Annotated in this window: 20 protein-coding genes; 6 read left to right on the forward strand and 14 right to left on the reverse strand. The window is 66.7% G+C overall.

Features of this window, described 5'->3' with window-relative positions:
- Positions 1-29: 29 nt before the first annotated feature.
- The 7 genes from iolB to BHE01S_RS31495 form a co-directional block, all read right to left on the reverse strand.
- Positions 30-833: a 5-deoxy-glucuronate isomerase gene (gene iolB, locus BHE01S_RS31465; RefSeq protein WP_042271012.1), complete on the reverse strand. Its 804-nt coding sequence runs from the start codon at positions 831-833 to the stop codon at positions 30-32.
- Complete coding sequence (iolE, locus tag BHE01S_RS31470) at positions 830-1,744, reverse strand: myo-inosose-2 dehydratase (protein ID WP_042271014.1); 915 nt, start codon at positions 1,742-1,744, stop codon at positions 830-832. The genes iolB and iolE overlap by 4 nt, the downstream gene beginning before the upstream one ends.
- A 30-nt stretch (positions 1,745-1,774) precedes the next feature.
- On the reverse strand, positions 1,775-3,766 hold the full coding sequence (gene iolD, locus BHE01S_RS31475; RefSeq protein ID WP_042271016.1) for a 3D-(3,5/4)-trihydroxycyclohexane-1,2-dione acylhydrolase (decyclizing): 1,992 nt from the start codon (positions 3,764-3,766) through the stop codon (positions 1,775-1,777).
- Complete coding sequence (locus BHE01S_RS31480; protein ID WP_042271018.1) at positions 3,763-5,778, reverse strand: bifunctional 5-dehydro-2-deoxygluconokinase/5-dehydro-2-deoxyphosphogluconate aldolase; 2,016 nt, start codon at positions 5,776-5,778, stop codon at positions 3,763-3,765. The genes iolD and BHE01S_RS31480 overlap by 4 nt, the downstream gene beginning before the upstream one ends.
- Before the next feature lie 35 nt (positions 5,779-5,813).
- Complete coding sequence (locus BHE01S_RS31485; RefSeq protein ID WP_084069457.1) at positions 5,814-6,614, reverse strand: ATP-binding cassette domain-containing protein; 801 nt, start codon at positions 6,612-6,614, stop codon at positions 5,814-5,816.
- A 22-nt stretch (positions 6,615-6,636) separates the two neighbouring features.
- Complete coding sequence (locus BHE01S_RS31490; protein WP_042271022.1) at positions 6,637-7,800, reverse strand: ABC transporter permease; 1,164 nt, start codon at positions 7,798-7,800, stop codon at positions 6,637-6,639.
- Between the two features lie 237 nt (positions 7,801-8,037).
- Positions 8,038-9,099 (reverse strand): sugar ABC transporter substrate-binding protein, encoded by a 1,062-nt coding sequence (locus BHE01S_RS31495; RefSeq protein WP_042271065.1) that lies wholly within the window; start codon positions 9,097-9,099, stop codon positions 8,038-8,040.
- A 275-nt stretch (positions 9,100-9,374) separates the two neighbouring features.
- On the opposite strand from BHE01S_RS31495, the gene BHE01S_RS31500 reads away from it, so the two are divergent.
- The 4 genes from BHE01S_RS31500 to BHE01S_RS31515 all read left to right on the forward strand — a co-directional run bounded on the left by BHE01S_RS31500 (position 9,375) and on the right by BHE01S_RS31515 (position 12,707).
- Positions 9,375-10,265, forward strand: a complete 891-nt coding sequence (locus BHE01S_RS31500; RefSeq protein WP_042271067.1) for a MurR/RpiR family transcriptional regulator — start codon at positions 9,375-9,377, stop codon at positions 10,263-10,265.
- Entirely contained in the window at positions 10,258-11,280 is a 1,023-nt protein-coding gene (iolG, locus tag BHE01S_RS31505) for an inositol 2-dehydrogenase (protein ID WP_042271024.1), read from the forward strand. The genes BHE01S_RS31500 and iolG overlap by 8 nt, the downstream gene beginning before the upstream one ends.
- Positions 11,281-11,305: 25 nt before the next feature.
- Complete coding sequence (locus BHE01S_RS31510; protein ID WP_042271026.1) at positions 11,306-12,373, forward strand: Gfo/Idh/MocA family oxidoreductase; 1,068 nt, start codon at positions 11,306-11,308, stop codon at positions 12,371-12,373.
- Between the two features lie 106 nt (positions 12,374-12,479).
- Complete coding sequence (locus BHE01S_RS31515; RefSeq protein ID WP_042271069.1) at positions 12,480-12,707, forward strand: sulfurtransferase TusA family protein; 228 nt, start codon at positions 12,480-12,482, stop codon at positions 12,705-12,707.
- Positions 12,708-12,781: 74 nt separating this feature from the next.
- On the opposite strand, the gene galU is transcribed toward BHE01S_RS31515, so the two are convergent.
- Together galU and BHE01S_RS31525 are read right to left on the reverse strand one after the other, a co-directional pair.
- The gene (galU, locus tag BHE01S_RS31520) at positions 12,782-13,663 is read right to left on the reverse strand and encodes a UTP--glucose-1-phosphate uridylyltransferase GalU (protein WP_028214641.1); all 882 of its coding nucleotides are present in this window, start codon (positions 13,661-13,663) and stop codon (positions 12,782-12,784) included.
- A 79-nt stretch (positions 13,664-13,742) separates the two neighbouring features.
- On the reverse strand, positions 13,743-16,610 hold the full coding sequence (locus BHE01S_RS31525) for a valine--tRNA ligase (RefSeq protein ID WP_042271028.1): 2,868 nt from the start codon (positions 16,608-16,610) through the stop codon (positions 13,743-13,745).
- Positions 16,611-16,859: 249 nt separating this feature from the next.
- On the opposite strand from BHE01S_RS31525, the gene BHE01S_RS31530 reads away from it, so the two are divergent.
- Both BHE01S_RS31530 and BHE01S_RS31535 read left to right on the forward strand, forming a co-directional pair.
- A complete protein-coding gene (locus BHE01S_RS31530; RefSeq protein WP_042271030.1) occupies positions 16,860-19,250 on the forward strand; it encodes a UvrD-helicase domain-containing protein in 2,391 nt (796 codons plus the stop codon).
- A gap of 43 nt (positions 19,251-19,293) precedes the next feature.
- Entirely contained in the window at positions 19,294-20,112 is an 819-nt protein-coding gene (locus tag BHE01S_RS31535; protein ID WP_042271032.1) for a 5'-methylthioadenosine/adenosylhomocysteine nucleosidase, read from the forward strand.
- A 19-nt stretch (positions 20,113-20,131) separates the two neighbouring features.
- On the opposite strand, the gene BHE01S_RS31540 is transcribed toward BHE01S_RS31535, so the two are convergent.
- From BHE01S_RS31540 to BHE01S_RS31560, 5 genes are all read right to left on the reverse strand, one after another.
- On the reverse strand, positions 20,132-22,030 hold the full coding sequence (locus BHE01S_RS31540) for a propionate--CoA ligase (RefSeq protein WP_042271033.1): 1,899 nt from the start codon (positions 22,028-22,030) through the stop codon (positions 20,132-20,134).
- Positions 22,031-22,236: 206 nt separating this feature from the next.
- Positions 22,237-22,872 carry a hydrogenase maturation protease gene (locus BHE01S_RS31545; RefSeq protein ID WP_167337726.1) on the reverse strand — a complete coding sequence of 212 codons (636 nt, stop codon included), beginning with the start codon at positions 22,870-22,872 and terminating at the stop codon, positions 22,237-22,239.
- A gap of 256 nt (positions 22,873-23,128) precedes the next feature.
- On the reverse strand, positions 23,129-23,992 hold the full coding sequence (locus BHE01S_RS31550; RefSeq protein WP_042271035.1) for an efflux RND transporter periplasmic adaptor subunit: 864 nt from the start codon (positions 23,990-23,992) through the stop codon (positions 23,129-23,131).
- Positions 23,993-24,032: 40 nt separating this feature from the next.
- Positions 24,033-24,233 (reverse strand): DUF1656 domain-containing protein, encoded by a 201-nt coding sequence (locus BHE01S_RS31555; RefSeq protein ID WP_042271036.1) that lies wholly within the window; start codon positions 24,231-24,233, stop codon positions 24,033-24,035.
- Positions 24,223-26,469 (reverse strand): FUSC family protein, encoded by a 2,247-nt coding sequence (locus BHE01S_RS31560; protein ID WP_042271038.1) that lies wholly within the window; start codon positions 26,467-26,469, stop codon positions 24,223-24,225. The genes BHE01S_RS31555 and BHE01S_RS31560 overlap by 11 nt, the downstream gene beginning before the upstream one ends.
- Positions 26,470-26,478: the final 9 nt, after the last annotated feature.

The raw sequence follows: 26,478 nt of genomic DNA on the forward strand, positions 1-26,478 counted from the left end.
GTGTGCACGCGGCGTTTTTTATGGGGACGTCACTTCGCGTCGCGCCCGATGATCCACTCGTGCGCCGGGTCGTTGTGGAAATGCCACTCGCGCCTGGGGCCCGCCATCACGTTCAGGTAGTACGAGTCGTAGCCATACGGGACGACGACAGGGTGATAGCCGCGCGGCACCATCACGACGTCGTGATTTTCCACGGCCATCGTTTCGTCCAGGTCGCGCGCATCGGTGTAGACGCGCTGGAACGCGAAACCCTGCTGCGGATCGAGCCGGTGATAGTAGGTTTCTTCGAGCGCGCTTTCGTCCGGCAAGCGGTCGGCGTCGTGCTTGTGCGGCGGGTAGCTCGACGAATGGCCCGAAGGCGTGCGCACTTCGACCACGAGCAGCGATTCCGCGGGCGAGTCCTGCGGCAGGATATCGCACACATAGCGGGTATTCGCGCCCTTGCCGCGCGTGGAGCGCTTCATCTGTGCAGGCTCGATGAGGCGAACGGGCAGCGTGCCCTTGGCGGGCGCGCTCGCCACGCCCACTTCGGCCGTCCGTGTGGCGCGCACGGTCGCCTTCACGCCCGGCGGCACGTAAAGGGCGTACGGCGCGGCGTCTTCGAAGACGCTGTCGCGCGAGCCGAGGCTCGACCAGCGCTCGCCGCCCGCCTCGATGTCTACCGCGCCCGAGAGCACGACGATGCAGCTTTCGCGATCGGGCTCGCTGACGTAGACGAGTTCATCCGGCTCGAGCCGATAGGCGGCGAAGCCGACATAGCGCCAGCCCGCGGTGTCGGGCGTGACGCGCGCGATGGTCTGGCCTTCGCGCGCGGCCTTGACTAGCAGAGTCATGCGGCCTCCTTCGATGGGGTGTCCGACGCATCGACGAGCGTGCGCAGCGTGCGATAACCCTTTTGCGCATAGGCGTACGACGGTGCGATCACAGGATCCTGTTCGGCTTCGACGACGAGCCAGCCGCGATAGCCGTGACGCTTCAGGCGCGCAATGAGCGCGGGAAAATCGACGGCGCCGTCGCCCGGCACGGTGAACGCGCCTGCGAGCACGGCGTCGAGAAAGCTCCAGTTGCGGTTGCGGGCGAGCTTCATGACGGCGGGACGCACGTCCTTGCAGTGCACATGGCACACGCGGGCAATGTGCTTGTCGAGTTCGACGAGCGGGTCGCCGCCTGCAAACGTCATATGGCCCGCGTCGAACAGCAGGCCCACCGCCTCGCCCGTGCGCGCCATGAGCTTGTCGACGTCGGCGGGCGTTTCGACATAGGCGCCCATGTGATGGTGGTACGCGAGGCGCACGCCGCGCGAGAGCGTATGGCGCGCGAAGGCGTCCACGCGCGCGGCGTATTGGTCCCATTGCCTGTCGCTGAAAAAGCGCGGGCGCTGATAGAGCGGTCGCGGCGCGCCCTGGATCGAATCGGCGACCTCGCCGTAGACCATCACGGTTGCGCCGTTCTGCGCGAGCAGTTCGAGATGTTTCTCGACCGCGGCGATCTCTTCGGCCACGCTGCGCCGCGCGAGCATGCCCGAGTACCAGCCGGAGACGAGCGCAAGATCGTATTGTGCGAGGAGCGTCTTGAGCGCCTGCGGCTCGCGAGGAAACTTGTTGCCTAGCTCGAAGCCCTCATAGCCGATCTCGCGGCCCTCGGTCAGCGCCTGGGACAGCGGCGTCTCGCCGCCGAGCGAGGGCAGGTCGTCGTTCATCCACGACAGCGGGTTGATGCCGATGCGTACTTCAAATGCGCTCATGTGCGCTCCTCGATGTCTGTGTCGCCGGCGTTATGCGTTGCCGGGTTCGTCGTCGCCGGCGGGCGTATCTTCGCTCGCCGGCGCACGTCCGCTGCGCTGCGCGACCTGTTCTTCATAGCGCTCGCGCGCCTCGCGCACGCCAGCGCGCGTGGACACTTCGGGCACCGCGACTTCCCACCACCAGCCGCCTTCCTCGGTCGTGCGCGCGGGGTCCGTGTCGATGCAGACCAGGTAAGTGCGCGAAGAAGCGCGCGCGCGCTGCAGCGCCGCTTCGAGTTCCGCCACGTTCGCCACGTGCTCGGCCTGTGCGCCGAGCGAGCGCGCATGCGAGGCGAAGTCGATGCGCGGCGCGCCGAGCGGGCCTTGCGCGCAGTCGTCGAACAGGTTGTTGAACGGCGCGCCGCCACAAGCCTGCTGCAGCCGGTTAATGCAGCCATAGCCGCGGTTGTCGAGCACGACGACGATGAGCTTCGCGCCCAGCATGACCGAGGTGGCGATCTCGCTATTCATCATCAGGTAGCTGCCGTCGCCCACCATCACGATGACCTCGCGATCGGGCCGCGCAAGCTTCGCGCCGAGGCCCCCCGCGATCTCGTAGCCCATGCACGAGTAGCCGTATTCCACGTGATAGGCGCCGGGCTGGCCCGCTCGCCAGAGCTTGTGCAGTTCGGCGGGCAGCGTGCCGGCCGCGCACACGACGATGTCTTCGGTATACGAACGGCTCGACGAGCGCTGCACGGCGCCGATCACATCGGCGTCGTAGGGCAGGCGGTTGCGTTCCTGCGGCGCGTGCGTGAGGCGCTCGATGCTCGCGCGCCAGTCGCCCGCGAGGCGCTGGGCGCGGGCGGTCCAGTTGGCGTCGGCGCGCCAGTTGATCAGTTCGTCGTTGAGCGCCGCGAGCGCCTCGCGCGCGTCGGCCTGCACGGCGAAGCCGTCGTGCTTCAATGCGTCGAAGCCGTTGGCGTTCACGCCGATCACATGTGCGTTCGCAAAGAGCGAGTTCGAGCCGGTCGTGAAGTCCTGCAAACGCGTGCCCACGGCGAGCACGCAGTCGGCGTCGCGCGCCAGTTCGTTGGCGGCGGGCGAGCCCGTCACGCCGAGCGCGCCGACGTTGAGCGGATCGTCCCACGCGAGCGAGCCTTTGCCCGCCTGCGTTTCGGCCACGGGAATGCCGCGCGCGGCGGCAAGCGTCTGCAAGGCCTGCGAGGCGCGCGAGTAGAGCACGCCGCCGCCCGCGACGATGAGCGGGCGTCTCGCGCGATGCAACTGCGCAAGCGCCGCGTCGATCTCGGCCTGCACGGGCGCGGGCGTGTGAAAAGTGACGAGGCGCGGCGTGAAGAAGCTCGCCGGATAGTCCCACGCCATGGCCTGCACGTCCTGCGGCAGCGCGAGCGTGACCGGGCCGCAGAGCGCGGCATCGGTGAGCACGCGCAGCGCGCGCGGCAGCGCGGTGAGCAACTGCGCGGGATGCACGATGCGGTCGAAGTAGCGCGACACGGGGCGCAGCGAGTCGTTCGCGGAGAGGCCGCCGTCGTGCAGATCCTCGATCTGCTGCAGCACCGGATCGGGTTCGCGCGACACGAAAATATCGCCGGGCAACAGCAGCACCGGCAAGCGGTTCACGTGTGCAAGCGCGGCCGCCGTGACGAGGTTCGTCGCGCCCGGGCCAATCGAGGTCGTCACCGCCATCATGCGGCGGCGAAAGTGCGCCTTGGCATAGGCGATCGCGCTGTGCGCCATGGCCTGCTCGTTGTGCGCGCGCAGCGTGGGCAGTTCGTGCCGATACTGATAGAGCGCCTCGCCGATGCCTGCCACGTTGCCGTGACCGAAGATCGCGAACACGCCGCCGAATAACGGCTCGGTGCGGCCCGAACCGTCCTCGCTCGCCACGCGCTGCGCAGCGAGATAACGCACGAGCGCCTGAGCCGCAGTGAGCCGCACTGTGCTTGCGTGCGCGCCGGGCGTCGCGTTCTGCGCGCCATCCTGCGAGGCGTAATCGCCTGGAGCAATGCGCTGGTTCATGCCGCCTTCTCCTCATGGTTGTCGTGCGTGCCTTGCGCTTCGGCGCGCGTGGCGCGCCACGCGCCGATCAGCGTTTCGAAGGCGCGGCGCGTGCGGGCGATCACTTCGTCGTCGCCGATTTCGCCCGAGAGCCAGGCGAGGCTCGGCTCGTAGAAGATCGAGCGGCCCACTGTGAAGCCCCGGCACGTGTTCGAGGCGGCCGCCGCGCGAAAGCCCTCCACCAGCTGGTCGATCGGCGCGGAGAGCCCGAGCAGCACGACGCCGCGGCAATATGGGTCGCGCTCGGCGATCAGCGCGTCGATCTCGCGCCATTGCGCGGCGCTCATCGGTTCGAGCTTCCACCACTCCGGATAAAGGCCGATGTTGTAGAGCCGCTTGAGCGCACGATAGACCGTATCGGGTGCGTTCGGCTTGCCGTCAAGCTTCGGCGGAATCACCTCGAGCAGCAGTTCGTGGCCGCTCGCCTGGGTGGCGTCGTAAAGCGCGCGCAGCTGCGCTTCCTGTTCGAGGCGCTGTTCGATCGGCTCGTCGGGATGGAACTGCACGAGGCATTTCACCGTGTGGTCGATGGGCCAGGAAGCGAGCGTCGTGCCGATCGAGCGGCCGTGATCGAACACGAGCGGCACGGACCCCGGCAACTCGACCGGGCGGCCGATCCACCAGCCGCGTCCGGTCGCGGCGTTGAGCGCGTCCTGGCCGTAGCGGTCGTCGATCAGGACACCGACGCGTCCTTGCAAGCCGAGCGTGTGCTCGGTCTGCGCTACGGCCTCGACGAAGAGATTCTTCAGATACGAAATGCGTGCTTCGCTCACGCCGGTTTGCTGCGCGAGATCGAAGAACTGGTTGCGATGGTCGAACGCGAAGCCGAGCACTTCGTCGTGCCGCTTGCGCGCGGGCGTGACGCGATGCAGGCGCGCGAGCGTCGCGTCGCGGTCGGGACGGCGCATGCGCGCGGGGTCGGCGGCGGCTTCGCGCAGGAAGTAATCGAGTTCGACGGGCGTCGGCATGGCGGGCGCGCAGCCATGCCGCGAGACGACGAGGGCGCCGCTTGCGTTGGCCGCGCGCGCGCAGTCTTCGAGCGAAGCGTCGCGCAGCCACCCAGACAGAAAGCCGGAGGCGAACGCATCGCCCGCGCCGAGCACGTTGAGCACTTCGACTTCCACGCCGCGCTGCATGGGCAGATCGTCCATCGAGGCGGGCACGGCGCCTTCCACGATCTGGCAGCCGAGCGGCCCGCGCTTGACGAGCAGCGTCGCGCCCGTGACTTCGCGCACGCGCCTGAGCGCATCGACGAGCGACTCCTTGCCGCCCGCGATGCGGAACTCCTCCTCGGTGCCGATCACGAGATCGAAGTGCGGCAGGATGCGCTGCAAATGCGCGCTCACGTCTTCGCTCGCGACGAAGCGCGTCTCGCCGTCGGCTTTGCCCGTGAGGCCCCAGAGCACGGGCCGGTAGTCGATGTCGAGCACGGTGCGCACGTTGTGGCGGCGCGCGTAGTCGAGCGCAGTGAGGCTCGTGCGGTTCACCTGTTCGGTCGAGAAGTGCGTACCGGTGATCAGCAGTGCTTTCGAGGAAGCGATGAAGGCTTCGTCGAAATCGCCCGAATCGACGGCCATGTCGGCGCAGTTCTCGCGGTAGAAAATGAGCGGGAACGTGTCGCGGTCTTTCAGGCCCAGCAGCACGAGCGCCGTGAGGCGTTCGTGGTCCACGCGCACATGGCTCGTGTCGCAGCCTTCCCTGGCGAGCGTTTCGACGAGGAAGCGCCCCATGTGGTCGTCGCCCACGCGTGTGAGCATGGCCGACTTCAGGCCAAGACGCGCGCAGCCGAAGGCGATGTTCGCGGAGGAGCCGCCCAGGTATTTCGCGAACGTAGAGACGTCCTCGAGCCGCGCGCCCACCTGTTGCGCGTAGAGATCGACGCCCAGGCGTCCGAGGCAGACGATGTCGCGGCTGCGTCCGGCGGCGAAACGGCCCGGCGTTGAACGGGGCGGGGTTGAATGAGTCAGGGCCATGTGTATTCCTGTTGTGTGCTGTGCCGTGCGCTCGTTCAGATGGTCGCGCCGTCGAGCTCGGCGATCATCTTCTGCATTTCCGCGCCGCCTGCCATCATGTCGAGCACTTCGTTCTTGCTGATCGTGTCCTTCGTGTAGGTCCCGAGCGAGCGACCGCGATTGAGCAGCGTGAACGAGTCGCCGATGGGGTAGGCGTGGTGCACGTTATGGGTGATGAAGATCACCGAAATGCCCTTGGCGCGCGCAGCGTGAATCAGCTTGAGCACGTTGAAGCTCTGCTTCACGCCGAGCGCGGCGGTCGGCTCGTCGAGAATCAGCACGCGTGCGCCGAAATGAATGGCGCGGGCGATCGCGAGACACTGTTTCTCGCCGCCCGACATCGTGCCGATGGCCTGGTGCGGGTCGCGCACGTTGATGCCCATTCCGGCGAGGCGCTCCTTCGCGATCGCCGCGCTCGCATCGAGGTCCATCACGTTGATGAAGCCGAACAGCTTCTTTTGCGGTTCGCGCCCCATGAAAAAGTTGCGCGCGACCGAGAGCAGCGGCACGAGCGCGAGATCCTGATAAACGGTGGCAATGCCGAGATCGAGCGCGTCTTTCGGCGAATCGAACGTCACGGGCTTGCCGTCCACGAAATACTGGCCGGAGGTCGGCTGGTGCACGCCGGCGAGCGTCTTGATGAGCGTGGACTTGCCCGCGCCGTTGTCGCCGAGCAGGCAGTGCACCTCGCCGCGCTTCAGGCGCAGCGTGACGCCGTTCAGTGCGATGACCTTGCCGAAGTACTTGCTGACGTTCTCGAGCGCGAGAATCGTGTCGCCGTTCGCGGTGGGTTGCATATCGGACATTTGAGCCTCCGGCTTACGATTGCGCGACGCGGCGGCGCACATAGTGATTGAAGAGCACGGCGATGAGCAGCATCACGCCGAGGAACACGCGGAACCAGTCCGAGTCGATATTCGTATAAGTGATGCCGATCTGCACGACGCCGAAGATAAGCGCGCCGAATGCCGCGCCGATCACGGAGCCATAGCCGCCCGTGAGCAGCGTGCCGCCGATCACCGCGGCAATGATCGCTTCGAACTCCTTCTGAAGACCGCGGTCGGCAGCGGCCGAACCGATGTCGCACACTTGCAGCACGGCGAACAGGCACGAGCAGAACGCGGTGAGCATGAAGAGCGAGATCTTCACGCGTTTCACGGGCACGCCCACGTTCTTCGCGGCGTTGGAGTCGCCGCCCACGGCGAGAATCCAGTTGCCATAGCGCGTCTTCGCGAGCACGAATGCGCCGATTGCCACGAGCGCGAACCACCAGAGAATCACCTTGGGCACGCCCGGCACGAGCGGCTGGCCGTTATCGAGCATCTTGCCGATGCCGACATGCGTGAGCGCCACGAACAGGCCCTTGAACGCCGTGCCGTGAAAGAGCAGGTTGGTCACGAAGTCGGCCTTGGCCACGTCGCCCACGCCCGAGACGATCGTGCGGTCGGCGAACATGATCGACAGCGCGAGCGTCAGGCCGCGCAGGATGAACAGAAACGCGAGCGTGACGATGAACGAAGGCAGCCGCGTGCGCATCACGAGGTAGCCATTGAGCGCGCCGAGCGCGGTGCAGCCCACGAACGCGAACAGGATGGAAAGCGCGATGGGCCAGTGGAAATACATCGTAGGGATCGCCACCATCATGCCGGCGAAGCCGATCATCGAGCCGATGGAGAGGTCGAACTCGCCCGCGATCATCAGCAGGCACGCGCCGACGCTCAGGATGCCGAGGTAAGCGGCGACCTGCGACCAGTTCATCACGCCGTCGAGATCGAACATGCCCGAGCCGCCCGCGCCGATCGCGAAGACAGCAAAGACCAGCACGGTGCCGGAAATCGCGGCGAATTCGGGGCGGCCGAGCAGATGGCCGAACCACGATTCGCGGCGCACGCGTTCGTCGCTGGCGCCTGGCTGCGGCGTGGGCGCGTCTTGTGCGCCGCTTTCCGGAGCGTGCGAGGGGAAGTGTTTGCCGGCTACACCCATGATGTCTCCTGTATCGACCCGAGTTGGCGCTTGAGCGTCCTACCCGGATCCTATGCACGGCGATCGGCCGTGTGAGGCGCATTCGCACCTGCGTTGGCTCAAATGCCCGAGCGCATTCCCCACAAGCGACGGCCTTGCAGTAGAAGCAACCCGGTGAATGGCGCGCGGCGGGGCTGGCGAGAGGCGATGGGCATCGGAAGATGCTGGCCGCCGCCGCGCGTGACTGACGAAAAATGCTTAGCGATACTGACCTGCGTACTTCACGACCTTGTCGAGGTTATCCTTGGTGATGAAGCCCGGACCCGAGCGGATATTCTTCGGCCCGTACGAGGGCTGCAGGCCGTAGGTTTCGAGGCGCTGCTTGAACTTCGGATTCGCTTCGAGGATCTGGCGGATCTTCTGCGGGTCCGTGGTGTGCTCCTTCTTCACGATCGCGAGCACGGCCACGGGGATATAGCCCTGCAGGTACGGCTGCTGGTCGATCGCGAACTGGATCGTGCCCGCGCGGATCGCCTTGGCAATCTCATCGGAGAAGTCGAACGTGCAGAAGTAGATCTTGCCCGCGAGGCCCATCTGGTCGACAGCCTTGAGCGCGGCGGCCGCCGGCACCGGGCCGAGCGTGAGGATCGCGCCCGTGTTCGGATGGTTGCGCAGATACGCGCTCACCTTCGACTGGATTTCCGTCGGGTCCTGGCCGGAGTCGATCGTCGAGGTCTTGTAGTCCACGCCGAGCGCATCGGCAAAACCGCGGCAGCGTTCGAACGACACGGCGTTGGTCGCGAAGTGATTCACGCACAGGAACGACTTCACGCCCGCGGCCTTGGCCTTTTCGCCGGCTGCGTGGCCCGCCACATATTCAGGTTGACCCACGTGCATGATCGCGCCGAGCTTCTCGCTCTGTTCTTCGGTGCCCGAGTTGATCGTCACGAGCGGGATTTTCTTTTGCGTGACCTTGCCGATGGAGCTCTTGAGCACGTCGTAGTCGGCGATGGTGACGATCACGCCGTCGTAGTTGCGCGCGGCGGCCTGTTCGATCAGGCGCGACATGTCGGCGATATCGCCGTTGGGTGGATTGCGGTAGTCGGTCTCGACGTTCCAGTCTTCGTCGGCCTGCTTGATGGCGTTCTTGATCGTGTTCCACCACGAGTCGGAATCGGGCGCGTGGCTGATCAGCACGAAATGCGCATCGGCGGCTTGCGCCGTTTGGGCGCTAAGGACGCTCGCGCCGGTCAGCCCCGCTGCCAGCGCGAGCGCCGCGGCCAACCTTCGGAGCAGGGTCTTGCCCTTGCGTTGAGTCATTGTCTCCACCTTTCTCGGTCTGTCGTTCGTTCTTGGGGTGAATGCCGCAGCCGTGCTTTTGCGATGCCGCTTGTTACCTGCACCGGCTGCAGCGCTCATCGACAAGATTAGGACATCGCCTCGCGACTTGCAACGAAAATTTCATTGCAAATAAAAATGGAAAATCTGTTCCATTCGTGTGACGCACTGCCTATAATCGGCTCCGTCGGCATGCCGTGGAATCAAGGCCTGGTAAGGCTTTGCGGCAGTGCGGCAAGCAGCCGGGGAAAACGATCATGGCGGATGACACAACCGACGCCGTAGCAGGCGTGGACGAATTGATGCAGCGCATTGCGCAGGACTACGAGACGCTGCCGCGTCAGCTGAAAAGCATCGCGACCTACATTGAGCAGCACCGCGCCAGCGTGATGATGGACCGCACGAGCGATATTGCCGCGAGCTGCGGCGTGCATCCTTCGGCGGTGGTGCGCTTTGCGCAGCGCTTCGGCTTCTCGGGCTTCTCCGACCTGCAGGCGGTGTTCCGTCAGGCCTACGCGGGGCAGGGCGCCTCGGCCACGAGCTATCAGCAGCGCATTCGCCAGTTGATCGACGCCAAGGAAGGCGAGGCGAGCCCGGACATGGGCGGCGCGGTGGCGCGCGAGTTCATCGGCGCGTGCCGCAGCGGGCTCGACGAACTCGAAGCGGGCCTCGACGGCGCGCAGTTCGACGAAGCCGTGAAGATGCTCGAGCACGCGGACAACATCTACGTGATCGGCGTGCGCCGCTCGTTTCCGGTGGCGAGCTACATCGTCTATGCCTTGCAGCACACGCGCAAGCGCGTGCACCTCGTCTCGGGGCTCGGCGGCATGTATCACGAACAGATTCGCGGCGTGAAGAAGGGCGACGTGGTGATCGCCATCAGCTTCGCGCCCTATGGCAAGGAGACGCAGTACTGCCTGCGCGTGGCGCAGCAGCATCACGCCAGGACGCTCGTCATTACCGACAGCCAGCTCTCGCCGCTCGCGCGCCACGCGAACGCGCAACTTTATGTGAAGGAGGGGAGCGCGTTCGCGTTCCGCTCGCTCACCAGCACCTTCTGCCTGTGCCAGGCGCTCTTCATTGCGCTTGCGTACCGGCTCGAACTCAACGTGGAAGAATCGACCGACACCGGAGGATACGATGACTAGTGCAGCAAGCGGCGCAGCGCAAACGCTGGATGTGGCGGTATTCGGCGCGGGGCGCATTGGCCGCATTCATGCGGGCAATCTCGCGCGCCAGCCGGGCGTGCGTCTGAAGTACGTAGTCGATGTCAATCGCGAAGCCGCCGCCGCGCTTGCCGCCCAGCACGGCGCGCAGGTCGTGGACGTGGACGCCGCGTTCGGCGACGCCTCGATCGGCGCCACGGTGATCTGCTCGAGCACCGATACGCACGCCGAACTGATCCTGAAGTCGGCCGCGGCGGGCAAGCCTATCTTCTGCGAAAAGCCCGTCGACCTGACCATCGAGCGCGCTCGTGCCTGCGCGCAAGCCGTTCAGCGCGCGGGCGTCGTGGCCATGATCGGCTTCCAGCGCCGCTACGATCCGACCTTCGCCGCGCTGAAGACCCGCCTCGACGCAGGCGAGATCGGCACGCCGGAAATGCTGATCGTCACGAGCCGCGATCCGGGCGCGCCGCCGGTGGAGTACATCAGGCACTCGGGCGGCATCTTCAAGGACATGCTGATCCACGACTTCGACATCTTCCGCTGGATCCTCGACGACGAGGCGTCGAGCGTGCATGCCACGGGCAGCTGCCTGTCCGATCCGGCGATTGCCGAGGCGGGCGACATCGACTCGGCGGCGGTGACGATCCGCACGAAGCGCGGGCGCCTTTGCCAGATCAACACGGCGCGGCGTGCGGCCTATGGCTACGACCAGCGCTTCGAAGTGCTCGGCAGCGAGGGCATGCTGCAGGCGGGCAACATGAAGCCGACCGAAGTCGTGGCGTGGTCGAAGACCGCTGTCGCGCAGGACGTGCCCGAGGCGTTCTTCCTCGAACGCTATCGCGCGGCCTATGCGCGCGAAATGGCGCACTTTCACGAAGCCGTGACGCAAGGCGTGCCGGTGCGCACGTCGGTCGCCGACGGCCTGAAGGCGCTGGAGCTGGCCGAAGCCGCCTCGCTGTCGTGGCGCGAGGGCCGGGTGGTGACGCTGGGTGACTGAAACGGATCAGGCGAGGAGAGCAAGGATGCAGGCAATCGATCGTGCCCGGCCGTTGCGTGTGGGCGTAGCGGGACTGGGGAGGCTGGGGCGGCGGCATGCGCAGAACCTCGCGTATCGCGTGCCGGGTGCAACGCTCGCGGCCGCGTGCAGTCCGCTCGAAGCGGATCTCGCGTGGGCGCGCGAGGCGCTGCCGGCGGCGCGGCTGTACGGCGAGTACGCCGACCTGCTGGCCGATCAAGCGGTCGACGCGGTGTGGCTCGTCACGCCTTCGGCATTGCACGCCCAGCAGATCGTCCAGGCGCTCGAAGCGGGCAAGCACGTGTTCTGCGAAAAGCCGCTCTCGCTCGACGTGGCCGAGTGCGAGCGGGTGGTGGACGTGTCGCGCCGCCATGCCGACCGGCAGGTCACCATCGGCTTCATGCGCCGCTTCGATCCAGGCTATCAGGATGCCTACGCAAAAGTGCAGGCGGGCTCGATCGGCAGGCCGTTTCTGGTGCGCTCGCAGACCTGCGATCTCAATGATCCAGAAGGTTTTTTCGTGCGCTTCGCGCCGACTTCGGGCGGCATTTTTCTCGACTGCACGGTCCACGACATCGACGTGGCGCGCTGGCTGCTCGGCAAGCCGAGCGCCACGCGCGTTTATGCCGCGGGGGCGATCGCGCTGCACGAAGGCCTGCGCGCATCGGGCGACGTGGACAACGGCGTGGCGATCTGCGAGTTCGAGGGTGGCCGCCTCGCGATGTTTTACGCCTCGCGCACGATGGCGCACGGCAACGACACGTCGAGCGAAGTGATCGGCACGGCGGGGGCACTGGCGATCGGCCGCATTCCGCGCGCGAATCGCGTCGATGTCTACGACTCGACGGGTGTGCGCAGCGTTTGCACGCCCACGTTCTTCGACCGTTTCGAAGAGGCGTTCCTGATCGAAGCGCAGGCGTTCGTCGCGGAAGTGGCTGGGCGCAAGGCAGGTGACGCGCAGAATGGAAGCCTCGGCGCGACGCTCGAAGACGCGCTGGAGGCCACGCGCATCGGCCAGGCGCTGCGCGAATCGCTGCACACGGGGGCGGCGGTCACGCTGCAAGCAGGCGCGTGACCGGGACGCAAGCGGCGGCGGGCGTGGCTGCGGTAAAATCGATGCCATTGCCAGCGCCGTCTCACGCCGCGACGGTGCGCCACCGAAGGATCCAACCCCGATGCAGATTCAGGTTCACAAGGAAGTGGATGCGCGCGGGCTGAACTGCCCGCTGCCGATCCTGCGCGCCAAGAAGGCGCTCGCCGACATGGAAAGCGGCCAGATCCTCAAGGTCCTCGCGACCGATCCCGGCTCGCAGCGCGATTTCGCCGCCTTCGCGAGGCAAACCGGCAACGAGATCGTGGAAAGCTCGAAGCAGGAAGAGACGTTCGTGTTTCTGATGCGCCGGCGCTAAGCGCATCGGAAGAAAAAAATGGCCCGCATGCGGGCCATTTTCATTTGCGCCGGGCCGGTCCTGGCCGGGGGCGTTTAGCCTTCCAGCACCGGCTTGCGCGTACGCAGATATTCTTCGAAATCCGCGCCGACTTCCGGGTGACGCAGCGCGAACTCCACCGTCGCCTTGAGGTAGCCGAGCTTGCTGCCGCAGTCGAAGCGCGTGCCGTGGTACTTGTAGGCGAGCACCTGCTCGTCGGCGAGCAGCGACTGGATCGCGTCGGTGAGCTGCAGCTCGCCGCCCGCGCCCGGCTTGATCGACTTCAGATGCTCGAAAATGCGCGGCTTGAGCACGTAGCGGCCGACTACGCCGAGGTTCGACGGCGCGACTTCCGGCGCCGGCTTCTCGACGATGCCCGAGAGCTTGACGATCGAGTCTTCCCACTCCTTGCCGTCGACAATGCCGTACGAGCGCGTTTCCGAGGGCGGAATCTCTTCCACGCCGAGCACCGAGCTATGGTAGTGATCGAACACCTCGACCATCTGCTGCATGACGGGCGGCGTGCCGTAGAGCAGGTCGTCCGCGAGGATCACGGCGAACGGGTTGTCGCCCACGAGCTTTTCCGCGCACAGCACGGCGTGGCCCAGGCCGAGCGCCTCGGGCTGGCGCACGTAGAAGCAGTCGACGTTGTTCGGTTTGATGTTGCGCACCAGTTCGAGCAGCTTGGCTTTGCCGCGCGCTTCGAGTTCGGCCTCGATCTCGTACGACTTGTCGAAATGGTCCTCGATCGCGCGCTTGCTGCGGCCGGTTACGAAGATCATTTCCGTGATGCCCGCAGCCACGGCTTCTTCGACCGCGTACTGGATGAGCGGCTTGTCGACCACGGGCAGCATTTCCTTCGGGCTGGCTTTCGTGGCCGGGAGGAAGCGCGTGCCGAGGCCCGCTACCGGGAATACCGCTTTTGTCACTTTCAGCATGTCTTTAGTCCCTGTCCTGGTGCTCGTGTGACGCCGCGGGTGCGGCATCACACGTGACAGCCTTTGGCCGATATGGCGCTCAGGCCGGCAACCGCGTGAGTTGCGCGGTCAGCTTGTCCAGCGTTGCCTGGTATTCTGCCAGTCTTTTCTGCTCCTGCTCAACGACCGCGGGCGGTGCTTTTGCTACGAAACTGTCGTTTCCGAGCTTGGCCTTGCACTTCGTGACCTCGTTGCCGAGGCGGGCGATTTCCTTCGACAGGCGTTCGCGTTCGGCGGCGACGTCGATCTCCACCTTCAGCACGAGCTTGTCCGTCCCAACAATAGCAACTGGCGCGCCTGCCGAGGCCGCGTCGAGCGCCGCTTCGTCGGCGATGATCTGGACCTCCGAAAGCTTCGCAAGCGCCTGCGCATAGGGCGCGAACGTCGCGAGGCGCCCGGCGTTGCCCGTGGCGAGCAGCGGCACCCTGGTGGCGGGCGAGAGGCCCATTTCGCCACGCAGGTTGCGGCACGCGTCGATCACGGCCTTTAGGTCGGCGGCCCACTGTTCCGCGGCTTCGTCGATCTTCTTCGCTTGCGCCACCGGGTAGCGCTGCATCATGATCGATGCCTCGCCTTCGGCGGCGCCCTCGGGGTACGCGTCGGTGAGCGGCGCCACCTTCTGCCACAACGCTTCGGTGATGAACGGAATCACCGGATGCGCGAGGCGCAGCACCGTTTCCAGCACGCGCAGCAGCGTGCGGCGCGTGGCGCGCTGCTGCTCGGGCGTACCCGTCTGGATCTGCACCTTCGCGAGTTCCAGATACCAGTCACAGTATTCGTCCCAGACGAACTTGTATATGGCGTTGGCCACGTTGTCGAAGCGATAGTCCGCGAAGCCCTTCGCGACTTCGGCTTCCACGCGCTGCAGCAGCGAGACGATCCAGCGGTCGGCCTGCGAGAAGTCCGTGTAGCCGCCGGGGCCGCAATCGCCCGGCTGGCACGCGCCCGGCTTGCTGAAACCGCAGTCGTGGCCTTCGCAGTTCATCAGCACGAAGCGCGTGGCGTTCCAGAGCTTGTTGCAGAAGTTGCGATAGCCCTCGCAGCGCGCGAGGTCGAAGTTCACGTTGCGCCCGAGCGTGGCCATGGAAGCCATCGTGAAGCGCAGCGCGTCGGTGCCGAACGCGGGAATGCCGTCCGGGAACTCCTTGCGCGTCTTCTTTTCGATGGTCGCGGCCTGCTTCGGATTCATGAGCCCCGTGGTGCGTTTGGCGACCAGCGCCTCGAGGTCGATGCCGTCGACGATATCGATCGGGTCGAGCGTGTTGCCCTTGCTCTTGGACATCTTCTGGCCTTCGGCGTCGCGCACGAGGCCGTGCACGTACACCGTGTCGAACGGCACCTTGCCGGTGAAGTGCGTGGTCATCATGACCATGCGCGCCACCCAGAAGAAGATGATGTCGAAGCCCGTGACCAGCACGGAAGAGGGCAGGAAGGCCTGTAGTTCGGGCGTCTGTTGCGGCCAGCCGAGCGACGAGAACGGCACGAGCGCCGACGAGAACCACGTGTCGAGCACGTCTTCGTCGCGCTTCAATGCGCCCTTGTAGCCACTCGCTTCGGCCTGCGCGCGCGCTTCATCCTCGCTCTTCGCAACGAAGATTTCGCCGTTCTCGCCGTACCACGCCGGGATCTGGTGGCCCCACCAGAGCTGGCGCGAGATGCACCAGTCCTGGATGTTTTCGAGCCACTGGTAGTAGGTCGTGGTCCAGTTTTCCGGCACGAACTTGATCTGGCCGTTGCGCACCACCTCGAGCGAGGTCTCGGTGATCGACTTGCCGGGGTGGAAGGTGCCCTCGGGCGCGGGCTTCGTCATCGCCACGAACCACTGGTCCGTGAGCATCGGCTCGATCACCACGCCCGTGCGGTCGCCGCGCGGCACCATGAGCTTGTGCGGCTGCACCGAGTCGAGCAGGCCCAGCGCCTCGAAGTCGGCCACCACCTGCTTGCGTGCCTCGAAGCGGTCGAGGCCGCGGTATTTTTCAGGTGCGTTGTCGTTGATCTTCGCGTCGAGCGTGAGGATCTCGATCATCGGCAAGCCGTGGCGCAGGCCCACCTGGTAGTCGTTGAAGTCGTGCGCGGGCGTGACCTTCACGACGCCCGTGCCGAACTCGCGGTCCACGTATTCGTCGGCGATGACGGGGATCTCGCGGTCCGTGAGCGGCAGCTTGACCATCTTGCCGATGAGGTGCGCGTAGCGCTCGTCCTCGGGGTGCACCATCACGGCCGTGTCGCCGAGCATGGTTTCCGGGCGCGTCGTGGCCACGGTCAGCGTGGCCGAGCCGTCCGCGAGCGGATAGCGCAGGTGCCACAGATTGCCGTTTTCCTCTTCGCTCGCCACTTCGAGGTCCGAGACGGCGGTGAGCAGCACCGGGTCCCAGTTCACGAGGCGCTTGCCGCGATAGATCAGGCCCTGTTCATAGAGCTGCACGAACACGTCGCGCACGGCGGCCGACATCTTGTCGTCCATCGTGAAGTATTCGCGCGACCAGTCGATCGAGGCGCCCAGGCGCCGCACCTGGCCCGTGATGGTCGAGCCCGACTGCTGCTTCCACTCCCACACGCGCTCGACGAACTTCTCGCGGCCCAGGTCGTGGCGCGAGATCTTCTGCGCGTCGAGCTGGCGCTCGACCACGATCTGCGTGGCGATGCCCGCGTGGTCCGTGCCCGGCACCCACAGCGTGTTCTCGCCGAGCATGCGGTGATAGCGCGCGAGGCCGTCCATGATCGTCTGGTTGAACGCGTGCCCCATGTGCAGCGTGCCGGTGACGTTGGGCGGCGGCAACTGGATCGAGAAGTTCTTGCGGCCGGGCTCGAAGGTCGCGGCGGCGTAGCCTCGACGCTCCCATTCGGGGCCCCAGTGGGCCTCGATGGTCTGGGGCTCGAAGCTTTTCGCTAGCGTGCTGTCGCTCATGGGTGGAATCTGCCGAAAAAAGGATGCGGAAACGTTCGATTATAAGGGGAAGTCCTCCCGGAGCCGACGCGCCAGCGGAGGGGGGCCGATGCGTGGCCCAATGCGCAGGCCGATGCGCGACGCGCCCAGGCGGCGCAAGCCGCCGCGTGCGTGCGCACTTATAATGGCGGTCTGCCATTCAACGGCGCGCCTGTGCCGCGCGCCACGTCCCCGGGGTCCCGCCCTTGGGGGCACGCTCCATTTCAGCCCATGCCCGAACTGCTCGCGAACCTGAACCCCGAACAACTCGCCGCCGTCACGTTGCCCAACGAACCGGCGCTCATTCTGGCCGGGGCCGGCAGCGGCAAGACGCGCGTGCTGATCACGCGCATTGCGTGGCTGATCCAGCAGGGCATGGCCTCGCCCTCGACCATCCTGGCCGTGACCTTCACGAACAAGGCCGCACGCGAAATGATGGGGCGCCTCCAGGCGCTCCTGCCCATCGACACGCGCGGCATGTGGATCGGCACCTTCCACGGCCTGTGCAACCGCATGCTGCGCGCGCACTTCCGCGACGCCGGCCTGCCGCAGACCTTCCAGATTCTCGACACCGCAGACCAGCTCTCGGCCATCAAGCGTTTGATGAAGGGCCTGAACGTCGACGACGAGAAATACCCGCCCAAGAACCTGCAGTACTTCATCAACAACGCGAAGGAGCAGGGCCTGCGTCCGAAAGACGTGGACGTGAGCGACGACTTCAACCGCAGGTTCGTCGAGCTTTACGAAGCCTATGACCAGCAGTGCCAGCGCGAAGGCGTGGTCGATTTCGCGGAGCTGCTGCTGCGCTGCTACGAGCTGCTCGCGTACAACCCGCCGCTGCGTGCGCACTATCAGGGGCGCTTTCGCGACATTCTGGTGGACGAGTTCCAGGACACCAACAAGCTCCAGTACGCGTGGCTCAAGCTGCTCGCGGGACCGGGCAACGCGATCTTCGCGGTGGGCGACGATGACCAGTCGATCTACGCGTTCCGCGGTGCGAACGTCGGCAACATGCGCGACTTCGAGAACGAGTTCCGCGTGAAGCACATGATCAAGCTGGAGCAGAACTACCGCTCGCACGGCCATATTCTCGATGCGGCCAACTACCTGATCGCGCATAACTCGCGGCGTCTGGGCAAGAACCTGCGCACCGATGCGGGCCACGGCGAGCCGGTGCGCGTGTACGAGGCGGCCACCGACTCGCAGGAAGCCGGCTGGATCGTCGAGGAAATCCGTGCGCTCATCAACCAGGGGCTGGCGCGCAACGAGATCGCCATCCTCTATCGCAGCAACGCGCAGTCGCGCATGATCGAGCACACGCTCGTGAACGCGGGCGTGCCGTACAAGGTTTACGGCGGCCTGCGCTTCTTCGAGCGTCAGGAAGTCAAGCACGCACTCGCGTATCTGCGTCTCATCGACAATCCGAACGACGACACGGCGTTCGCGCGTGTCGTGAATTTCCCCACGCGCGGCATCGGCGCGCGCTCGATCGAGCAACTGGCGGATGCCGCGCGCCTCTACAACTGCTCGATGGCCGCAGCCATTCCGTACGTCACGGGTAAGGCAGGCACGAGCCTGGGTTCGTTCGCCAGTTTGATCGCAAAGATGCGCGCCGAGACCGCACAGATGAGCCTGCCGGAAACCGTCGAATACGCGGTGCGCATGAGCGGTCTCGCCGAGTTCTATCAGAACGAGCGTGAAGGTCAGGATCGCCTCGAGAACCTGCAGGAACTCGTGACCGCGGCCACGGCGTTCGTGAGCGAAGAGGGCTACGGCCTCGACACGCCCGCGCGCTCGATTCCCCTGCGCCCCGGTGCGAGCGCGGTGCCCGAGATCGTCTCGCAGGACGGCGAGATCGAAGTGCTCGACGCGCCGGCGATCACCGACCCCGCGCAGAACCCCGACGTCATGACGCCGCTTGCGGGCTTCCTCTCGCATGCGTCGCTCGAAGCCGGCGACAACCAGGCGCAGGCGGGCCAGGACGCCGTGCAGCTGATGACGGTGCACGCCGCGAAGGGCCTCGAATTCACGGCGGTCTTCATCACCGGTCTCGAAGAGGGCCTGTTCCCGCACGAGAACAGCGCGATGGAAGCCGACGGCCTCGAAGAAGAGCGCCGCCTGATGTACGTGGCGATCACGCGCGCGAAGGAGCGGCTCTATATCTCGTTCGCGCAGAGCCGCCTGCTGCACGGCCAGACGCGCTACAACGTGCGCTCGCGCTTTTTCGACGAGTTGCCGCAGGAATCGCTCAAGTGGCTCACGCCCAAGGTCGAAGCGGGCGCGCGCTGGGGCGGCCGCTCCGACAACGCAGGCTGGGGCCGCGACTGGTTCGCGCGGCCGGGCGGCGGCGAGGGCGGCAACGCAGGGAATTACGGCGGCGGCCGCCGCGAGCGCGACGCCTATCTCGCGGACAAGAGCCCGGCGCCCGCGTTCGCCAACGAGCAGCGCGCCGCCGAGACGGGTTTTCGCGTGGGCCAGGGCGTGTTCCACACGAAGTTCGGCGAAGGCACGATCACGGCGCTCGAAGGCAGCGGCGCCGACGCCAAGGCGCAGGTGCGCTTCAAGCGTCACGGCGAGAAGTGGCTCGCGCTGGCGGTGGCCAGGCTGCAGCCGGTGGAGTGAGCGCGCGTCGGCCTCAAACAACCCAGACGGAAAACATTCGAAGATGAACCTCTCGACCCAGGCGAGCGGCAGTGCCGCCCGTCCCCTCGGCGTGCTCGCCGCGCTGCCCCAGGAACTCGGCGATCTGATCGCGGCCATGCAGGCCGAAGCGGGTGTCGTGACCCGCACGTTCGGCCGGCGCGACTATCACCTCGGCACCGTGCACGGCGCGCCCTGTGTGGTGACGCTCGCGCGCGTCGGCAAGGTGGCGGCGGCCGCCACGGCCAGCGCGCTGATCCATGCGTTCGATGTGGAAGCGATCGTCTTTACGGGCGTGGCGGGCGGCGTGGGCTCGGGTGTCCACGTGGGCGACGTCGTAGTCGGCGAAACGCTGCTCCAGCACGACATGAACGCCGAGCCGCTGTTCCCGCGTCACGAGATTCCGCTGCTCGCGCGCTCGCGCTTCGATGCCGATCACGCCCTGGCGCAAGCGCTCGCCGCCGCTTGCGAGCGTTTCATCGCGGAGGAGGGGCCGGAGTTGACCGCGCGCTTCAAGGCCGCGCTGCCTCGCTTCGAGACCGCGTTGCCGCAGGTGCATCGCGGGCTCGTGATCAGCGGCGACCAGTTCGTGGCGAGCGCCGCGGCCGTGGGCGCGCTGCGCGCGCTCTTGCCCGATGCGCTCGCCGTCGAGATGGAGGGCGCCGCGATCGCCCAGGTCTGTCACGAGTACGACGTTCCGTGCGCGATCGTGCGCACGATCTCCGACACCGCCGACGAGCACGCGAGCACGTCGTTCTCGAGCTTCCTCGCCGATATCGCGGGCACATACTCCACAGGCATCCTCAAGCGCTTTCTGGCCGCGTACCGGCCGCTCGCCCGCTGAGCGTGCGCACGCGCAGGCCTCAGCTGTCGCCTGCGCTCACCGCCTCGCGAATCGACTGCAGCGCCGAGGCATCCTCGATGGTCGGCAGATCGCCCGGGTCGCGCCCTTCGGCGAGCGCCGCAATCGCGCGGCGAAGCAGCTTGCCGGAGCGCGTCTTGGGCAGCATCGGCACGAAGTGCACGCGCGCGGGCCGGCCGATCGCGCCGAGCTGGCGGTCCACCGTCGCGGCGAGCGAAGCCGCGAGCTTCTGTGCATCGGCGGGACTGGCGGCGGCACCCGCGTCGCGCAGCACGACGAAAGCCAGCGCCGCCTGACCCTTTACCGCGTCGCTCACGCCCACCACGGCCACTTCCGCGACCGCCGCGTGCGAAGAGATCGCCTCTTCGATCTCGCGCGTGCCGAGGCGATGGCCCGCCACGTTGATCACGTCGTCGGTGCGGCCGAGGATCGTCACGTAGCCGTCGCTGTCCTGCACGCCCCAATCGAAGGTCGAATACACCTGCTGGCCGGGCACGCTTTCCCAGTACGTTTTCACGAAGCGCGCGTCGTCGCCCCACACGGTCTGCATGCAGCCGGGCGGCAGCGGATAGCCAAGCGTGATCACGCCTTTCTCGCCTTGCGCGCAGGGCTCGCCCGTATGTTCGTTGCGCAGCACGAGGTCGTAGCCGTAGCAGGGCACGCCCGGCGAGCCGAGCTTTTGCGGCAGCGGCTCGACGCCGCGCTGGATGGCCAGCATCGGCCAGCCGGTCTCGGTCTGCCAGTAGTTGTCGACGACGGGTTTGCCGAGCGCCCCGGAAATCCATTCGGCCGTGGGCTCGTCGAGCGGCTCGCCCGCAAGAAAGAGCGTGCGCAGGCTCGAAAGATCGGCACTGCGCAGCAGCGCCGGGTCCTGCTTCTTGAGCACGCGAATGGCCGTCGGCGCCGTGAACATCAGGTTGATGCGGTGCTGCTCGATGAGGCGCCACCAGATGCCGCCGTCGGGGCGCACCGGCGTGCCCTCGTACATCACTGTGGTCATGCCCGCGAGGAGCGGCGCATAGATGATGTAGCTGTGACCCACCACCCAGCCGATGTCCGACGCCGTGAACAGGGTGTCGCCGGCGCGCCCCTCGAAGATATATTCCATCGACGCCGCGAGCGCCACCGCGTAGCCGCCCACGTCGCGCTGCACGCCTTTGGGTTTGCCCGTCGTGCCCGAGGTGTAGAGGATGTACGAAGGCTCGTTCGATTCGAGCCATTCGCAGGGAATCTGCACGTCGTAGTGCTGCTCGCGCAGCGGCTCGTAGTCGACGAGATACGGCGCGTTCAGCCGCTCGGGCGCGAGCTGGCGGTCGATCAGCAGTACCTTGGGCGGCGCATATTCGGCGCGCGCCATGGCTTCGTCCACGAGCGGCGTGTAGTCGATCACCTTGCCGCCGCGCGCCCCGGCGTCGGCGCTCACGAGCAGCACGGGCTTCGCGTCGTCAATGCGCGCGGCGAGGCTCGGCGCGGCGAATCCGCCGAACACCACCGAGTGGATCGCGCCGAGGCGCGCGCAGGCGAGCACAGCGAACACGGCCTCGGGAATCATCGGCAGATAGATGAGCACGCGCTGGCCGCGCTTCACGCCGAGCGAGCGCATCACGGCGGCCATGCGGTTCACTTCGGCGTGCAGGTCGGCGTAGGTGTAGCGCCGCTCGATGCCGGTCTCGGTCGAGACATAGACGAGCGCGTTCTGGTGCGCGCGCGCCGTGAGGTGACGGTCCACGGCATTGAAGCACAGGTTCGTGCGGCCGCCGCAGAACCAGCGCGCGAACGGCGGGTTCGAGCGGTCGAGCACCTGATCGAACGGCGTCTGCCAATGGATGCGCCCGGCCTCGCGGCGCCAGAAGTCGTCGGGGTTCGCGACCGACTCGCGGTGAAAATCGCGGTAACGCATGACTCCCTTCCTCCCGTGCGGATGGTGCAGCCGTTGGCCGGATCCGGCGCAGTTTTTCAGGATAGTGCAGTGCAATGCACGCGGGCAACGCGGGTTCTCCCGCGGGTTGTCCGGCAGATTTGCGGCGGATTTCCGGCTACGGGGGGCAGCGGTGCGCCTTGCGCCTCGCGCTCGCGTGTCAACCCCGCGCAACCCGCGTGCTGCGCTCAGCCGCCGATTTCGGGATGCTCGAGACGCGGCAGCGGCGCCGCGCGCCAGCGGCGCAGCCGCAGCCGGGCGGCTTCGACAGTCGCATCGAGCTGCGCGCGCACCGTGCTCGACAAGCCCGCGCCGTAACAGTCGCTGGCCTGCGGCTGCACGCCGATCAGCACGATCTCGCGCGGCGAGCGGCCGCTCAACCGCGCGCAGGCGAGCGCGTCGGCGAAGCCCATGCCGGGCCGGCCCGGACGGAGCGTGTAGAGGTATTCGGCCGCCGCATCGCCGGTGAGGACGCGCCGTGCGCCCGGCGCGAGCCCGAAATCGATTGCGCTGAGCACGAGCAAACGCCGCGTGGATTCGACGACGGGCACGAGTGCACGGCCGCGCGTGCCGCCTTCCACGAGTTCGACCTGCTCGGGGCATTGCCAGCTCGCCTTCAGCCGCTCGAGCGCGAGCACGCCTATGCCGGCATCGCCCCATTGAACATTGCCGAGGCCGAGCACGACCACCCGTTGCGGTGCGAGGGCCTGGCGTTTTGCGAGCCCGGCCAGTGCGCGGCGCGCGAAGGCGCGCACTGCGCCGTCGTCGCGCGATGCCTGCGGCATGGCGCCGATTTCGTCAGGTCGATGGAGGCGAAGGATCACGTTGATGGCTGCTTGGGAGAGTGCGGGAGTAGGAATAATCCGAGTAACTCGAGATACCTCTGTTGATGTGTGTCAATCGAGATAGGTTTAATCGTGATAAAAGCGATGTTTTGCCCTACTCATTGGTTCGCTGTCGGATCAATGTGTGGCAACCTCTAACACTTCGTCCACGCGCAGCAAAAAAAAGGGGAACGCCAAACCGGCGTTCCCCTTTTGCGTGCGTTTTGCGCGGTCGGCATGCCGCGTCACTGCGCCATCACGTGCCCGGTTTGACGACCACCGTGCAAGTCGTGCCCGCGGCGAGCACCATGTCGTCCGGCACCTTGTCGATGTGGATGCGCACCGGCACACGCTGTGCGAGGCGCACCCAGTTGAAAGTCGGGTTCACGTCGGCGAGCAGTTCGCGGCTTTGCGGATTGTCGCGGTCGTAAATGCCGCGCGAGATGCTCTCGACGTGACCCTGGAGCGTGCCGCCGCTCATCAGCTTGATGTCGGCCTTGTTGCCCACCTTCACATGCGGCAGCTTGGTTTCCTCGAAGTAGCCGTAGACCCAGAACGAATGGCTGTCCACCACGGCGAGCTTGGCCTGGCCCGAGATCGCGTAGTCGCCCTGGAACACCTGCAGGTTCGTGATGTAGCCGTCCACCGGCGAGATCACGCGCGTGCGCTCGAGGTTGAGCCTGGCGGCGTCGAGTGCGGCGACGGCCTGCTGGTACTGCGCCTGCGCCGAGTTCGCGGTATGCGAGGCGTTTTCGCGGTTTTCGGCCGAGACCACTTCGCTGTCCATGTCGGCGCGGCGGCGCGCGTCGTCCTGGCGCATTGTCAGTTCGGCCTTGCGCGCGGCCACGGCGGCCTCGGCCTGCTCGACGGCGATCTGATAATGCGACGGGTCGATCTGCATGAGCAGGTCGCCCTTGTGCACGAACTGGTTGTCCTTCACGGGCAACTCGACCACGGCGCCCGAGACGTCGGGGGCGATGTTCACCACTTCGGCGCGCACGCGGCCGTCGCGGGTCCACGGCTCGTCCATGTAGTGAACCCACAGGACGCGCCCGACCAGAATGGCGACGACGAAGATGATGGCCGTCGCGATAAAGCCAATGAGGTTGCGGATTGTCATGATTCGGTTGATTCGTTCAGCGATGCATTCAGCGATACATTTAGTGATAGACCGCGAGACCGAGCAGGCAGCATACGACCACGAGCAGGCTCACGCGAAAGAGGGACGGGTGCCAGACGACCCGGTAGAGGCCGGTTCGGGCCAGTACGGAATCGAGCACCCAGGTGATCGCCGCGCCCAGAATGAAGAGCAGCACGATCGCCGGGATATAGGCGTCCAGAAACGCGACGTCACGAGGCATGGTTGGCTCCTTGGCTCGCGCCAGGGTTCGCGCTGTCGTTGCCCGCGTGTGCCGCGAGCGGCGATTGCGGGTCGATGAGCGCGGTGCGGATGAAATGCAGATGGCTCTGGATGCGCTGCAACTGGTGGCGCTCTTCGCGCGGCGGCGCGTCGCCACGTGCGGCTGCGCTCGTCGCCTCGGGCTTCCACATGCCTTGCAGCACGACCTGGCTGGCGTCGATTGCGCGCGCCGTCGCCGCGAGCGCATCCCGGTAGCGCGCCTCGCCCGGGCGCTCGAAGAGCGCGCTCACGGCCTTGAGCGTCGCGTCGATCGCCACGCGCCACGCCGTCCCCCGCGCGTACTGTGGATGCGCGGGCAGCGTGGCCAGCTCGTGGCGCAGATCGAGCGCGGCGTTGCCGACTTCGAGCGTGGAGAAGAGCCAGCGCATCGTGTCGCGGCGTTGTGCGTCGTCGTTGCCCGCGATCGCCGAGAGCTGGAACATCAGGTCGCGCGCGCCGCTCTCGAAGCGGTTGCGCAGCCCCTTCAGGCGCGCGCGGCAAGCATGCACGGCCCCGCCGCGCAGGTCGGCGAGCAGGCGCCGGCGCAGCCACGGCGTGGAAGGCGGCAGGAGCACGGCGAACGCGAGAGCGGAGACCGCCATCGAGGCGACGAGCGCGAGCGCGTCGTTCATATAGCTGCCCGGGTTGTACTGCACGACGTTGTCCGGCCCCGCGAGAAAGCACAGGAAGATGCAGTAGCCCACACCGTAGCCGGCGTACTTCGGGCGCGTCGTGACGAACACGCCGAACGCGAGCGCGGGTGCGAGCGCGACGCACAGCATGACGAAGCCGTCGATATGCGGAAACACGCCGAACGTGAGCATCATGCCGACGAGCGATGCGAGCACGGTGCCGAGCGCCATCTGCGCCGCCATGCGCGCGGGCTGCGGCGCGGATGAGGCGAGCGCGCAGGTCGCGGCGGCATTGAGCACGAGGTTCGTGCCGCTCGGCCACGCGGTGGCGATCCAGAACGCGCCGAGCAGCGTCATCACGACCGCGGCGCGCAGTCCGGCGACGCCCGCTGCGATCAGGTTCGTCTTCGGCACGTAGCGCGCGAGCCATTTTTCGCGCGCATGCGTATCGACGGCGAGCGACGCGTAGGTGGCGGTGTACTCGGTCATCTCGTGCACGAAGCGGTAGAACAGTTCCGTGGCGGTGTCGAAGTCGAGCAGGCGCGCATCGCCTTGTGCCTCGAGTTCCGCGCGCGTGGCGCGCACGCGCCGGGGCAGCGCCGCGCGGTAGTCGTCGAGTTGCTTCGAGACATGCGTCGCGTCGGCGGCCGTGAGCACCGGCTCGCCCGCTTTGGCGAACAGCGGCGCGATCTCGCGGAAGTACGGTTCGAGCGCATCGACGGTGGCCGGGGAGCCATCCGCGCGCAGACGGTTCATCAACTGATGCAGCGCGTGAAAGCGCGTGGAGACCGTCATGAACTCGGTGTTCAGGCGCGCGAGGCGCCCCGAGCGCATGCGCGCGTCCGGCGACTCGAACACCGCCGTGCTGCGGCTCGCTTCGAGGCCCACGACGTCGGCGACGAAGCGCGCATTGCTCGCTTCGATATGCGAACGATCGATACGCCCGGCAAGCGCCGCCGAAACGTAGTCGACGAACGACGAGAAACGGCGCCGCACGTTCGAGCGCAGCAGTTCGCCCGTAAACTGCGGAAACACCACAGCGCTGACGAAACCCGAGCAAAGGATGCCGATCGAGATCTCGCTCACGCGCGTCATCGCCGACATGAACGCGCCGTCGGGATGCTGCGAGGCCGGAATGCCGATGAGCGCCGCCGTGTAGCCCGCGAGCACGAAGCCGTACGAACGGAAGTTGCGGTTGCGCGCGGCGCCGGCGGTGCACAGGCCGACCCACAGCGCCGTCGAGACGATGAAGAGCTCCGGCTGCTGCGCGAAGAGGCCGATCAGCGCGAGCATCACGACGAGGCCCACGAGCGTGCCGCAAAGCCGGTAGAAGCTCTTGGCGAACACGGGACCGCTGTGCGGCTGCATCACGATGAACACGGTGGTCATGGCCGTGCGCGGCTGCGGCAGATCGAGCTTCATGGCGACGCCGAGCGCGAGCAGCGCAGCGGCGACCGCCTTGAAGAGATAGATCCAGACGAGGCCGTCGGTACGCGCCCAGTCGACGAGCGCGGCGCAGAGGTTTTGACCGCCCGGCTGCGAGGGGGAGGAGGTGGACGCTTGCATGGCCGGCTG

Source organism: Paraburkholderia heleia NBRC 101817, assembly GCF_000739775.1.
Lineage (GTDB): Bacteria > Pseudomonadota > Gammaproteobacteria > Burkholderiales > Burkholderiaceae > Paraburkholderia > Paraburkholderia heleia.